Annotated in this window: 12 protein-coding genes, 1 tRNA gene and 1 pseudogene; 9 read left to right on the forward strand and 5 right to left on the reverse strand. The window is 51.2% G+C overall.

What is annotated here, in order from left to right; genetic code table 11:
• Nucleotides 1–23: 23 nt before the first annotated feature.
• The 4 genes from lptF (at nucleotide 24) to MKZ79_RS09385 (ending at nucleotide 4,171) form a co-directional block, all read left to right on the forward strand.
• Nucleotides 24–1,124, forward strand: coding sequence for an LPS export ABC transporter permease LptF (gene lptF, locus MKZ79_RS09370; RefSeq protein ID WP_336141507.1), 1,101 nt, complete (start codon nucleotides 24–26; stop codon nucleotides 1,122–1,124).
• A complete protein-coding gene (lptG, locus tag MKZ79_RS09375) occupies nucleotides 1,124–2,200 on the forward strand; it encodes an LPS export ABC transporter permease LptG (RefSeq protein ID WP_336141508.1) in 1,077 nt (358 codons plus the stop codon). The genes lptF and lptG overlap by 1 nt, the downstream gene beginning before the upstream one ends.
• A 473-nt stretch (nucleotides 2,201–2,673) precedes the next feature.
• Nucleotides 2,674–3,081 carry a YsnF/AvaK domain-containing protein gene (locus MKZ79_RS09380; protein ID WP_336141509.1) on the forward strand — a complete coding sequence of 136 codons (408 nt, stop codon included), beginning with the start codon at nucleotides 2,674–2,676 and terminating at the stop codon, nucleotides 3,079–3,081.
• Nucleotides 3,082–3,103: 22 nt separating this feature from the next.
• Nucleotides 3,104–4,171 (forward strand): YsnF/AvaK domain-containing protein, encoded by a 1,068-nt coding sequence (locus MKZ79_RS09385; RefSeq protein WP_336141510.1) that lies wholly within the window; start codon nucleotides 3,104–3,106, stop codon nucleotides 4,169–4,171.
• A gap of 196 nt (nucleotides 4,172–4,367) precedes the next feature.
• Here MKZ79_RS09385 and MKZ79_RS09390 read toward each other — a convergent pair whose 3' ends face one another.
• The 4 genes and pseudogenes from MKZ79_RS09390 to MKZ79_RS09410 form a co-directional block, all read right to left on the reverse strand.
• Nucleotides 4,368–4,838 (reverse strand): DUF943 family protein, encoded by a 471-nt coding sequence (locus tag MKZ79_RS09390; protein ID WP_336141511.1) that lies wholly within the window; start codon nucleotides 4,836–4,838, stop codon nucleotides 4,368–4,370.
• A pseudogene (locus MKZ79_RS21240) lies at nucleotides 4,828–5,662 on the reverse strand (DUF3289 family protein). Before MKZ79_RS21240 ends, MKZ79_RS09390 begins: the two are co-directional and overlap by 11 nt.
• A 182-nt stretch (nucleotides 5,663–5,844) precedes the next feature.
• Nucleotides 5,845–7,122 (reverse strand): DUF445 domain-containing protein, encoded by a 1,278-nt coding sequence (locus MKZ79_RS09405; protein WP_336141514.1) that lies wholly within the window; start codon nucleotides 7,120–7,122, stop codon nucleotides 5,845–5,847.
• Between the two features lie 63 nt (nucleotides 7,123–7,185).
• The gene (locus MKZ79_RS09410) at nucleotides 7,186–8,718 is read right to left on the reverse strand and encodes a hypothetical protein (protein WP_336141515.1); all 1,533 of its coding nucleotides are present in this window, start codon (nucleotides 8,716–8,718) and stop codon (nucleotides 7,186–7,188) included.
• A 163-nt stretch (nucleotides 8,719–8,881) separates the two neighbouring features.
• On the opposite strand from MKZ79_RS09410, the gene MKZ79_RS09415 reads away from it, so the two are divergent.
• A complete protein-coding gene (locus tag MKZ79_RS09415) occupies nucleotides 8,882–9,505 on the forward strand; it encodes a LysE family translocator (protein WP_336141516.1) in 624 nt (207 codons plus the stop codon).
• A 291-nt stretch (nucleotides 9,506–9,796) separates the two neighbouring features.
• Here MKZ79_RS09415 and MKZ79_RS09420 read toward each other — a convergent pair whose 3' ends face one another.
• Nucleotides 9,797–10,306: a DUF2501 domain-containing protein gene (locus tag MKZ79_RS09420; RefSeq protein WP_336141517.1), complete on the reverse strand. Its 510-nt coding sequence runs from the start codon at nucleotides 10,304–10,306 to the stop codon at nucleotides 9,797–9,799.
• Between the two features lie 432 nt (nucleotides 10,307–10,738).
• Here MKZ79_RS09420 and MKZ79_RS09425 point away from each other — a divergent pair.
• The 4 genes from MKZ79_RS09425 to MKZ79_RS09440 all read left to right on the forward strand — a co-directional run bounded on the left by MKZ79_RS09425 (nucleotide 10,739) and on the right by MKZ79_RS09440 (nucleotide 13,150).
• Nucleotides 10,739–10,823 (forward strand) — tRNA-Leu (locus tag MKZ79_RS09425).
• Nucleotides 10,824–11,451: 628 nt separating this feature from the next.
• Nucleotides 11,452–11,811 (forward strand): type II toxin-antitoxin system RelE/ParE family toxin, encoded by a 360-nt coding sequence (locus MKZ79_RS09430; protein WP_336141518.1) that lies wholly within the window; start codon nucleotides 11,452–11,454, stop codon nucleotides 11,809–11,811.
• Nucleotides 11,795–12,118 carry a helix-turn-helix domain-containing protein gene (locus MKZ79_RS09435; protein ID WP_336141519.1) on the forward strand — a complete coding sequence of 108 codons (324 nt, stop codon included), beginning with the start codon at nucleotides 11,795–11,797 and terminating at the stop codon, nucleotides 12,116–12,118. Before MKZ79_RS09430 ends, MKZ79_RS09435 begins: the two co-directional genes overlap by 17 nt.
• A gap of 111 nt (nucleotides 12,119–12,229) precedes the next feature.
• On the forward strand, nucleotides 12,230–13,150 hold the full coding sequence (locus MKZ79_RS09440) for a COG2958 family protein (RefSeq protein ID WP_336141520.1): 921 nt from the start codon (nucleotides 12,230–12,232) through the stop codon (nucleotides 13,148–13,150).
• Nucleotides 13,151–13,256 lie beyond the last annotated feature (106 nt).

Genomic DNA, 13,256 nt, shown 5'->3' on the forward strand with positions numbered 1-13,256 from the left:
AAGTTTTCACAGGCGTATTCAGCGTGATTATCATTAGATATCTGGTAAGAGAAACGCTCAAAAGCCAGCTGGCTATCCTCTTTATTCTGCTACTGATCTTCTTTTGTCAGAAGTTAGTCAGGATTCTGGGAGCCGCGGCGGATGGCGAAATCCCCACAAATTTGGTTCTGACCCTGCTGGGTCTTGGCGTTTCAGAGATGGCGCAGCTGATTCTGCCATTAAGTCTCTTTTTAGCCATTTTGATGACGCTTGGCCGTCTGTACACCGAGAGTGAAATCACCGTGATGCACGCCTGCGGCCTGAGCAAGGCCGTATTAGTGAAGGCGGCGATGGTGCTGATGCTGTTTACCGCGGTGGTCGCGGCGGCTAACGTCGCCTGGCTCGGCCCGTGGTCGGCGCGCTATCAGAACGAGGTGACTAAGAACGCCAAGGCGAATCCGGGCGCGGCGGCGCTGGCGGCTGGCCAGTTCCAGCAGTCGGCGGACGGCCAGTCGGTGCTGTTTATCGAAAACGTCAAAGGCAATAATTTCGGCAACGTCTTTCTGGCGCAGCTGCGGCCTAAAGGCAATGCGCGTCCGTCAGTGGTACTGGCTGATAAAGGCCATATGACGCAGCGCGCGGATGGCTCGCAGGTGGTGACGCTGGATAAAGGAACGCGCTTTGAAGGCACGGCGCTGCTGCGTGATTTCCGCATCACCGACTTCCAGAACTACCAGGCTATTGTCGGCCATCAGGAAGTGCTGCTGGACCCTAACGACGCCGAACAGATGAGCTTTAATACGCTGCGTCATTCCGATCGGCCTGAGTTCCGCAGCGAGCTGCACTGGCGCTTTACGCTGGTCTTCTCGGTGCTGCTGATGGCGCTGATGGTCGTACCGCTCAGCGTGGTCAACCCGCGTCAGGGCCGCGTGCTCTCCATGCTGCCGGCGATGCTGCTTTATCTGGTGTTCTTCCTGCTGCAAAGTTCGCTGCGCTCCGGCGGCTCGAAAGGGCGGCTCGATCCGGCTATCTGGATGTGGGTGGTGAACCTCTCTTACCTGGCGCTGGCGATTATCCTTAACCTGTGGGATACGGTGCCGATGCGCCGCCTGCGCGCCCGTTTCACCAGGGGAGGCTCGGTCTGATGTTTGGCGTTCTCGACAGATATATCGGTAAAACGATCTTTAACACCATTATGGCGACGCTGTTTATGCTGGTGTCGCTCTCCGGCATCATCAAGTTTGTCGACCAGCTACGCAAAACCGGCCAGGGCGACTACACCGTGCTCGGCGCCGGCCTTTACACCATCCTCAGCGTGCCGAAAGATATCGAGATCTTCTTTCCGATGGCGGCGCTGCTGGGGGCGCTGCTGGGTTTAGGCGCGCTGGCACAGCGTAGCGAGCTGGTGGTGATGCAGGCTTCTGGCTTCACCCGTATGCAGATTGCCGCTTCGGTAATGAAAACGGCGATCCCGCTGGTGCTGCTGACGATGGCGATCGGCGAGTTTGTTGCGCCGCAGGGCGAGCAGATGGCGCGTAACTATCGTGCGCAGCAGCTGGTAGGCGGTTCGCTGCTCTCTACGCAGAACGGCCTGTGGGCGAAGGATGGCGATAATTTTATCTTTATCGAACGCCTGAAGGACAACAGCGAGCTGGGCGGCATCAGCATCTATAACTTTAACGGCGAGCGTCGCCTGCAGTCGGTGCGCTATGCCGCTTCCGCCAAATACAACAGCGAGAAAAAGCTTTGGGATCTGTCGGAGGTGGACGAGTCCATTCTGACCAACCCGCAGCAGGTGACAGGCAGCCAGACGCTGACCGGCGAGTGGAAAACCTCGCTGACGCCGGACAAGCTGGGCGTGGTGGCGCTGGACCCGGATGCGCTGTCGATTAGCGGTCTTTACAACTACACCAAATACCTCAAGCAGAGCGGACAAGTTTCCGGCCGCTACCAGCTGAATATGTGGAGTAAGATCTTCCAGCCGCTGTCGGTGGCTGTGATGATGCTGATGGCGCTGTCGTTTATCTTTGGGCCGCTACGTAGCGTCTCGATGGGAATGCGCGTGGTGACAGGGATCAGCTTTGGCTTCCTGTTTTACGTGCTGGATCAGATCTTCGGGCCGCTGAGCCTGGTTTACAATATCCCGCCAGTGCTCGGCGCGCTGCTGCCAAGCGCCGCCTTTATGGCGATCAGCGTCTACATGCTGCTGAAGCGCCGTTAACGACCAGGCCGCGGGTTCGCTCGCGGCCGCTATTCCCGCTACACCTTGCTGTTCCTTTCTCTGCTCTCTGCGTCAAAGCCGATGTGAACCGTGATGCCATACAGCGCCAGAGAGCTGGCTCCCGTTTCGCTTTACGTTCTCAGGACAAATTTTAAGGCCATCAGCTACTGCGAAACGGTAAAAAGCTTACCCGTTTCGCTGTGATTTTATTCCTTTTTCTTTTAAACAGTTGCAGAGATAAATTACCTTTAATCGGCCAAAGTCAATATTAACTTATAAAAGTTCCGTCGGGATTAAAAAATATTTAATGTATATATAATTAAAGCGTTTACAAAATCTGTTACATTTTGCCGCTTAATTGGGGAGGCAGTCCTGCAACAGTCTACTACTATTAATGGCGTGTGCAACAAAACGTGGCGCCGGATATAAAGATTTTTTAGTCTGTGGGGCTTTAAATCTCAGAGGTCAACTTTATGGGAAATAAAAACGCGCCGCTTACTGAAAAATTCAAAGAGGCCGTATCGATGCCGCTTGCTGAAGAGCAGGCTAACATCTCTAAGCAGCGCGAGGTTCACAGTAAGATTAGTCTGGCTCGCTCTACCCAGGAGGTGGAGAAGTTACTGGAAACCGAGCTGACGCATGAGCATGTTGATATCGAACACGTCGCTAAGAATTATCAGGTTGCCGATGATTATTCCGCTGAAATTCGTCAGGAAGGGGATGTGCTTATTATTCCCGTGATTGAAGAGCAGGTCGAAATAATCACTAAGCGGGTGCTTAAGGAAGAAATTCATATCCATAAGCATACCAGTAAAGAAGAGTTTCAGCAGAAAGTCACTCTGCGTAATCAGGAAGTTAAAATTACGAAGCAGAAACTTTAAACCTATTAACGAGGATCTATTTATGTCACATGAAAAAATCGTCACCGCATTTAACGAAGTTTCACAGGCGGAAGCGGCAAAACAGAAATTGATCGTCGAAGGTATTGCAGAGAAAAACATCGATATCATCTCCGGTGAAAGGCTACGCGTGGAAGATAAAGAGATCCGTCACCCAAGCTTCTGGCAGCGCCTGTTTGGCGATGACGTTGATGACGACTACGCGAGCGAATACAGCAAAGCGATCCGCTCAGGCGGCGTCCTGCTGACGGTTCGCGCACCGAAAGATGAAGCTGACCACATCGAACAGGAGTTGAGCGCCTTTGCTGCTGACTACTCTTCACTGAGCCATACGGACCGCGATCCGATTAATCGTAATTACGCCGGGGAAACCAATGACCGCAGCCTGCTGAGCGGCAGCCAGACCGGCGCAATGAACACCACAACCGCACCGCTGAATAACACCGGCTCCACTATGGATATGGAAAACGGCACGCTGGCAGACGATACGCTGATTAACGAGCGCGACTCGCTACGCAACGAGCAGGATTCTCTGCTTAACCGTGACCGTACCGACCTGGCCGTTTCAGAAACTGACCGCGATTCGCTCAAACTGGCGGAAGAGCAGGTAGATATCGGCAAGCGTCAGGTAAATGACGGTTCCGTGCGTCTGCGCCGCTTCACCGTAGAGGACGAAGTATCGGAAGATATTTCCCTGTACGACCAGCATGCAGAAGTTTTCCGTCACGCGGTGGATGAGCCAGCCTATCTGAACGATGTAGACTGGTCAGAAAAAACCATCGAAGTTGAGGAATCTCACGAGATCCCAACCGTGTCGAAAACCGCGCGAATCAAAGAAGAAGTTGGTCTGCGTGGCGAAGAGACCGCTCGCGTAGAAACCGTGAAAGACAGCGTGCGTCGTCAGGAAGTGGAAGTTGAGCATACCAATGAAAACCGTATGCAGAACGATCTGACCGGCACGAATTCCCTGAAAAACGACGCGACTCGTAACGAGAACGCGCTGCGGGAAAACGAGCTGACCGACGACAAAGTGGCGCCGAACAAGCTGACCGATGTTGATAAAAAGTGGTAATCCATTGATTCTGACAACGCATTAATGGAAGACATGCAGACCCGTGCCGAAAGGCGCGGGTTTTGTTTTATGGGCTATATCACTAAAGGCCTGGAAGAGTATTTTGACGACAGAAACCACACCTTATTTCCTGCGCGGCATAGGCATAAGCCAGGAAAGACGATTCTGCTGATGTTTCTGTGCAAGGAAAACTCTGTTAATTACGCTTAATTTCGACGATGTTGCCGTTATCGTCTAAACGATAGTTGCTACCTTCATAAACAGTGAATACGGTGCCCAGATTAGGGCTTTTATCTACGGTAAAAAGGGCGTCTTTTTCAATGCAGTTTAAGGGCGGTTTCTTGTCGTCAAAACAGAGCCTGTCATAGCCATCCGTTTCTTTGTAGCCTTCTCCGAATGACCAGAAGGTAACCGAGAAGAAACCATCTTTATCCGGAGCGGGAACATGATAGTTTCCCCTGAGCGTATCTTTATTTTCCAGCCACCAGTTGATTTTACCTTTATCAGTTAGAGGAAACGATTTTACTAAAACATCGCTAAAACCGCTGCTCCTGTGATGAACCGATACAATTGCTACCGGGCGCGTAGTAAGCCAAACAACATAAATCACTAAGGCTACGCCAACCAGTAACAGCGCAAAACTAACCCGTTTATATTTAACTTTCATTACGCCTCCCTGTAATCTCTACTGTAGCTTCCATAGTCGTTATAAATGGCTTAAACCCAAGTTTATTATACCGCTGGAGAATAAACCAGATGCGGAAAAAATTAAAGGCCCGGAATTTACCATTAAAAATATCCTCATCATCCAGCCCAAAGTGATCCTGCACTTTGTAATGTAATAGTGCCCGATAGTGACCATTATTAATATGCAGTGATTTTATAATGATATGTGTTGCCCAGGTATCATGAACAGTAATACCCAGGCCGTTTAAGTTATCCTTAAACCTGGTAAATTTAGGCAGTTTTCCTCCAGATACGGCCTCGTAGATTTTTGTCTTCTCAATAGACGGATAAATTTCATTTTCCCAGTCTATATAACTTCTTATAGTATTTTTTATACGCAACAAGCTACTGTTTCCAGAATCATCTTTGAGAATATGCTCTGTCCAGCGTCATATCGCGAAAAGGTGAACCGTCACCATTTTGCATATGGGTAATCATCTTTTCGATCGTGAGTCGATACGGGCCGTAGAGTGAGAACTCACGCGATAACTGCCGGAACTCATCGAACAGGATAGCGGCGCATTGCTGGCGGGTAATTTTCTCACCATTGGGACGCGTATTACAGCGAAACCGGGATCGTGGGCTATCAAAGGCGGAGCGCCGGGTCAGGTTCCAGGGATCGACTCGATCAGAAATATAATTCAGCCCGTAATGGGTTTTCAGCTGTGACTCGGTTAGATCGCCGCAGCGCATATCGCTGGCGCTGTAGTCGTCCATCCGGTTTTGCGTTTTAAATATCGTGCAGGGAAACTGTAGTGCGGCCATCGTGATACATTCCTTGTATTACTGTCCTTTGCTCTTCAGCAGAAATAATACGCAGCGAAAGGTCAAAAAGTAAACGCTGCATGGCCCGCTGATTTAAATTCGGATTTCTGACCGTTTTCAGTGTTGGCGGCCCGGCGTGTGAAAACAGAGTTTGTGCACACGCCTTAGTTTGATCCACAACGTTATAGCAGCGCGGGCAACTGTGACAGTAACCAGAGGATCAGACCGATGACGCCGCCAACCACGGTGCCGTTGATGCGGATACGCTGTAAATCCTTGCCGATATTCAGTTCCACCTGATGCGACATATCCTTTGCGTCCCAGCTTTTCACCGTATCGCTGATATGGCGGCTTAAGAAATCTGAGAACTCCGGCGCCACGCTCGTCGCCGCTTCTTCCATATGCTGGTTCAACGACGCGCGAAGCTGTGCATCCTGCGTCAGGGTTTCGCCCAACCACTGAGCGGAAGCGCTTACCTTGCCATGCAGCACGGAGTCCTCTTTATCCAGATCCTGTTTCAGCCAGCCGCGCAGATCGCCCCATAGCTGCGCGATATAGCTGTTCAGCGCTTCATCCTGCTTCAGGTAGTTTTTGATCTCTTCCGCTTTCAGCTCCATTTCCGGGTCGTTGCGCAGACGTTCGATCAACCTCTGCACCGCACGATTAAAACCCTGGCGCAGCTCGTGCGTGCCGTCCTGTTCGATATCGTTCAGAATCGACTTCACCGCGTTGGCCGCCAGCTCGGCGCTCTTCTCGCCGACCCATTCCGTAGGCAGAATTTTCTCCTTTACCGGATGTTCGCGCTTCAGCCAGCGCATTACCTGCTGGGCGATAAAGTCGTGCGTGGTCGGCTTGTTGATCAGATGCAGTAGCTGAGCAATAGCATCATCCAGCAGCGCCTGATGACGATTATTTTTGGTCAGGCTTTCCAGAATCAGCGCCGCGGATTGTGTGAGATCGACTTTATCGATCGCCTTATGGATAGCGCGCCGCATAAACGCCTGAATGCGCGAGTCGTCGGCCAGATCGAGAAAGCCGCGCACTACCTTCAGCAGATAGCCGCTGATGCGCGCGGCATTGGCCGGCTCGCTTAGCCAGCGGGCGATAATCTGTGCCGGATCGTGACGGCGGATCAGCGCCAGCAGCGAATCGGTATTCAGGAACTTATCCTGTACGAACAGCGCCAGATTATCGGCGATGCGATCCTTGTTGCGCGGCACGATGGCGGTATGGCGGCCAACCAGCGGGATCGGCACGCGTCGGAACAGCGCGCTTACCGCGAACCAGTCCGCCAGCGCGCCGACCATCGCAGCTTCCGAGATGGCCTTCAGCGCGCCGACCCACAGGTTCATTGGCCGCCAGATGGGGTAGAGTACGGTGGCGATAAACAGCAGCGCCGCGCCGCACAGCAGCAGCAGCGGCAGACGTTTGGCTCTCGCCAGTTCGGTTTCTTTGTTCATAAAAGCTTGCCTACTTCCAGTCAATTTCAGCTAAATAGCGCGAGGCGTCGCTCCGCCGGGGCTTCAGTATAGTTGGTTAGTGAGATCGGGTTTCCAGCGATAGGTATCCAGCTGCCAGCTGTCAAAATCGACGTGGAAGCGTGCCTGTTGACCATGGGCGATATCGGCAATACTCCCTTCGTGCACCTTACCCGTTTTGTCGCGCCAGCTTGCCATCAGCGTCGGCTGGCCCGCTTTTTCCTCTACGCGCAGCCAGACCGAATCAAGGATCTCGTCGCCCTGCGCTTTTTGCCCATCGGTTAAAGTCAGTTGGGTTTCGGCGGCTGGCGTCATCATCAGCGTAGTAATCCAGGTTCCACGATCTGTGGTCTGAAAGAAGTCGCTGACTTTTTGCAGGCGATCGGCAGTTAGCGGCTGCGCTTTCACTATGGCATCAACTAAAGCGGCATTGCCGAGCAGCTTTTCTGGCAGAGAGATGGGATCGTTGCTCTTCTCCAGAGAGAAATAGAGCGAGGGCTTGCCGATACCAAAGTTGGTAATCGTCAGCTGTAGACCCTTATCCATTTGGGTAGCGATCAGCTGCGTTAAAGCCGGAATATCTGGCGAAGCCGCTGCTAATCCATGTTTTATGCGGGCAAAAATCAGCGCCTGATAGTAGCCATCCCAGACAAAGCTAGTCTGCTGTTGTAGCTTCTGTTGCTGACTGAGGTCTGTCATTAACGCATCGATATCCTTGCCATCGGCGCCAATATTAATCAGGAACTTCGCCAGCTCGACGCGACTATGAGCTGATTTGAAAGTATTAAGGTTTGCTTGTGCGAACTGCCGTGCCCGATTCTCATCAAACTGCCGCACGTTAGCGAAGGCGTCCATCAGGATATTTTCATCATAGCTTTTGCTGCGATCGTTCAGCATCTGCAAAGAGAACGGGTAAAGCGAACGTTCTTTTTCCATTAATTCCCATACGGTGGCTTTCTTTGCATCGTTAAAGTCGTTGCGGCTCAGGATCTCGGCGATTTTTTTACCGGTATCGTCCTCATAAACCAGACCAAATACGCCCCGACTGGCAATTAACAAACTTAACGCGTCTCTGAACTGAAAATTATCGGAAGCCGGATTAAGAATGATCGCCATCAGACGCTGCTTTTCGGCCGTATTAAGATGCGGCTGGTTGCCGCCGCCTCTGGCATTGTCTCTGGCGTAGCGCAGAGTTAGCGAATCCAGCAGCGCGTTTGTGCGCAGCTCATCCATAATCTGATGGCTGCCGCTGCTGCCATCGTCAAAACGCAGCCAGCTGTTAACCTTATCAGTAACGATTTCGGTCATTTTGCTGCTCATGCCGCTAATGCCAATCACGCCCGCCAGCGTAAGAACAGAAGCAAACACCACAATGATGCCCAGAACCCATTTACGGGTGTTATCCAGCACCGACATCGTCTTATTAATGGCGCTTTCGGTAATTTCCGCTTTCGCCAGATCGATACGGTCGCTGACCTGCTGCAGTAAACGTTGATTCTCCTCGCGCAGCTTCTCCAGCTCCGCTTTATGCTTTTGCGCATCACGTTCGGCCAGCAGCGTTGTTAAATCCATTTGCATGATGTTCTCTTAAGGAAAAGTGAAGGATCGGCGGCTAACGATAATGCAGGCTGGCCAGAGAAGATGCAAACCGCAGAGCCGGGGCGAAAGCCTCATAACAAATTGCAGCAAAGATGGCGCTCGCCGCAAAATCCTGTAGTTTATTTATTTTTGCGGCGAGGAAATGATGGACGCGAGCATTATTGCAGTAGCAACGATTGGCGGCGCGCTGGCGCTGGGCGCGATGAGCCCTGGCCCGAGCTTTATCCTGGTAGCGCGTACGGCGGTGGCCTCTTCACGACGCGCGGGTATGGGCGCGGCGCTGGGCATGGGTATCGGCTCGATTATTATTTCACTGATAGCGCTGATGGGCCTGCATACGCTGCTGGCAGCGGTGCCGTGGCTGTGGCTGGTGCTGAAAACCGGCGGCGGCCTTTATCTGCTGTGGATGGCGTTTAAAATGTTCCGCCATGCGAAAGAACCGCTGCAGATGGAAAAGAAGGGCGGCACGGGAAAAAGCTTCCGTCGCGCTTTCGTAAGCGCCTTTATTACGCAAATCAGCAACCCGAAAACGGCAGTGGTCTTTGCTGGGATTTTCGCAGCGCTGCTGCCGAAAGTTATCACGCCAGCGATGTACGTGGCGCTGCCGATAGTGTCGATGCTGGTGGACGGCCTGTGGTACGCCTTCGTAGCTTATGCACTTTCGTCCAGCGGCCCGCGCAATACCTATCTGCGCTATAAAGCAACGTTCGACAGGATCGGCGGCAGCGTGATGGCCGCGCTGGGGATTAAGCTGATTGTGAAGTAAGGAAGGGCGAGCCTTCTGTGCTCAGGAGAACAGAGCAGGGAAAGGATAACTCTTCTGTGAGTCTGGGGTCTGTGCCGGAAACAGGATCGAATCGTAAAGACCCAAAAGGTGTCGTCTATGGCGCAGGCCGCTTTACTAAACCGCCCGTGTTCCTTTTGATATTGCCTGTAAGAAAAGCCAGTGGGCTACTTTGACTTATCGCGCAGAAAAGGATTTGGGCTAGCGGAGTATTAGGCAGGTGCGCCATCCGTGGCGCGGGAAGGCAGGCGAGGGGACAGCCTCGCCCGACCTTTAAGAGATAAACTGTTTGCTCTGTTTCAGCACCAGATCGCAGGCTTTGGTTTTCACCTTCTTGCCCAGCTCGGTATTGCCCAGGCTTTTCAGATTCACCTGCTGATCGCTGCCGGTATTCAGCAGGCCCATCAGACCCTGTTTGTAGTCCGTGGTTTCCTGCGCTTTGGTGGTATCCGTCAGGCCCAGCTTGCTCAGCAGCTGATCTTTCACCGAACTGACGTTGTTATCCACCACGTTGTTCTTCACGCAATATTGCAGTACGCCAGCGGCATTGGTCATGCTGTTAGAGCTGAGCTGCTGGTTGCCGCCGTTCAGCAGACCGGTCAGCGCGCTAAGCGAAGTAGCGTTGCCTTGCGTGTTACCAGAAGTCGAGGTGCCGGAGTTGTTCTGTGTCAGCGCATTGGCCGCGCTGTTCAGCTGATCCTGCCAGCTGGCGGCGTAAGTCATGCCGGCAAACAAGGAAGAAGAAACCGTCAATGCCAAAGCTATCTTAGTTGCTGCTTTCATTTTTATACCCTTTATTGATTGTCCGGCGCGGCCCAATCCCGACACGCGCCGATCTCCACAGTCGGACTGCGGGAATAATGCGGAGTTCCGTGCCGGACGATGTCCCGGTTCGGCAGACCCGGTTTTAAGAGTAGTCCTGGGATTGAAGGTGTGCCGAGTGGATTTCAGCAAGGTAGCAGGGCGCTGGTTTTGTGCTTTTCATATGGAGAAACAAGGGGGCACGTGGGGCTCTTTATCGTCTTTGCCAGTTGTTGTGCTGTGCATGGACGCGACAAAGTATCTCAATGCCGTCGGTGAATGCATCGATGGCAGCGCCGTAAATACCGGTGGAAGAGATGGTTTTTTCAGCAGTTGCACTTAAGCCTATGGATAGGGGTTGCGGAAACAAGGGGTAAAGGTATAATCCACAACGTTTTCCGCATACCCTTCAGTGCCGAAGTGGCGAAATCGGTAGACGCAGTTGATTCAAAATCAACCGCCGCAAGGCGTGCCGGTTCGATTCCGGCCTTCGGCACCACGTATGCAACAAAAGCTACCTTTGGGTGGCTTTTTTTATGTCCATAGCCTGCCATTGACTTAATTTACTCATAGCAAACCTCTCACAATTTCAACGAGCTGCATTTCTCTGACGCTTAATAACAGAAATAATCATATTGACCTGTCTTGAACGGATACCCGAGCGCCAAAGCGGGCAGTTGTTGAGGTATTGCGGGGCGCCGATAATGCACTCTTTGCAGCTTACTGCGATTGCAGATTATCCCCTCAGGCCACTGGCCTGCCCATGTATCGGTTCAAATCTTCTGTAAAAGTGAACAGTTTGGCATCCGAACTGGTGTAACAGATTCATAAGTCGCTAAGTGAGATTGCTTGCTTCCACTGTTGGGGCAGCTTTGTACTGTGGCGTCACTTTCATGCGTGACACGCAAACATTCCATATGACTTTGGCTCGTGACCACCCGAAGGCGCTTCTCACAGGTCACTGGTATCATCCTGATACTGGAAACATTGGTGAATGTCCGTTGACAGCAGATATGCGCGGTTAAAAATACGGCCAAATTTTGTTGGCTTTATGCACTTTGCATCAGCGAGTAAAAGGAGTAGCCTAGCACCAGGTGCTATAGTTAAGGTAACAGGATGTCAGCCTGATGCGCGTATTCAAAACTAAATGGTTCAACAAGGCAGCTAAATCTCACGCGATTAAAGATAGTGAGTTATGCCAGGCTATCGAGGCGGCGATGCAAGGTAAGGCTGACGATCTCGGTGGGGGCGTTTACAAAAAACGGCTGAACCAGAATCGCGATCGCGCCATTATCCTGGCGAAAGGTGGGGAGCACTGGTTTTACACGTTCCTTTATGCCAAACAGGATATGGCAAACATTGATAATCGCGAACTGGCCGGATTCCGCGAGTTAGCAAAGTACTACGCTGCCCTTGCTGATGAAAAGATTACGGCACTGACTAAGAGTAAAGAACTGGTGGAGATTTGCCATGACCGCAAAAAGTAAATTCAAAAGTCCTGCATTTGAAGCCATCCATAGCGCGGCTTCTGGATTATTTAGCGTTAATGCTGTCTCACGGGAGACGATGCGTAGTTTTGATGAAACCTGTCTTGATAGCGTGAGCGACTTGCAACCCAATGAGATTAAAGCATTACGCGAAAAGCTGAACATTAGTCAGCCGGTTTTTGCCCGATATCTGAATACCAGCTTGTCAACCGTGCAGAAATGGGAAAGCGGCGTAAAACGTCCAAGTGGATTATCGCTGAAACTGCTTACCGTGGTGCAGAAGCATGGGTTGAAGGTGTTGGTTTGACCAAACAGTAAAACGTCATAGCCTATGATTTTAAAGGAATTGTTCACAATAATTCCTGTGTATCATAGTATGGTTATGAGATAACAATATATACGTACATGTAGAAGAAATATGACCAGTCGTCCTCAAATGATTATTAATGTATTACAGGCGAACCCCGAAGAGCAGTTTACGGCCCGTCAGCTTGCGCAAAAAATAATTGATCATTATAGTGCTGAACTGGCCGAAAAACGTCAAAATCCTCGATTTACCAGTGATGAAGATTTTTTAAGTCAAATCGCGGCTGAAATAGGCGGTAGTCGAACTATTCAGGCAAAAATGCTGTGCCCTCAGGTTATGACGCGGGACAAACCGAGACCACGCCTGTTTTATTGGGGCGAGCCTGCCGTTGAACATGAAGATATTGATATCACGCCTGAGCCGACGGTGGAAACAATCAGCTTTAGCGAACATTCTTTATATCCGATATTAATCGAGTATCTTTCACAAGAAGAAGGGCTGTTCTGTCGCCGCATTGACGAAAAGCGTTCCAGTAATAATAAAGGATTGGGTGGTAACCATTGGCTTTACCCTGATATTGTTGCGCTGGAGCCGTTGGGAAAGGAGTGGGATGCGGTTGTGCAAAACTGCGTTCGCCATAGTGAAGGACGTTTAACGCGCCTGTGGTCTTTTGAAGTGAAAAAACAGTTGAACCGTAGCAACGTACGCGAATGCTTTTTCCAGGCAGTCAGTAATTCCAGCTGGGCACATTTCGGTTATCTGGTTGCCACTGAAATTAATGAAGACAAACAGCGTAGCGTAGAGCGTGAACTGCAGATGCTATGCGCATTGCATGGTATCGGCGTCGTTTTGTTGGATCCGTATGACTTTACTAATAGCCAGACGTTGATTCCAGCGCGCGAACGTACCAGCGTGGACTGGCAGTCGGTTAACCGGCTGGTAGTGGAAAACAGAGATTTTGAATATTTTATCGAGCTTGTTACGGGTTACCATCAGACCGGAAAGATTCATAAATCTTTGTGGAATAGGTAGTTTTTTTCATTATTAATCTACCTTTTCCCATCGATAGGGTGCTCAGTTACTGGCATTTGTCGCTTGTGCTTACGAGTACTGACGGTATGATTTCACGTAACTTATT

The sequence above is a fragment of the Erwinia sp. CGal63 genome, assembly GCF_037026505.1.
Classification (GTDB): Bacteria; Pseudomonadota; Gammaproteobacteria; order Enterobacterales; family Enterobacteriaceae; genus Erwinia.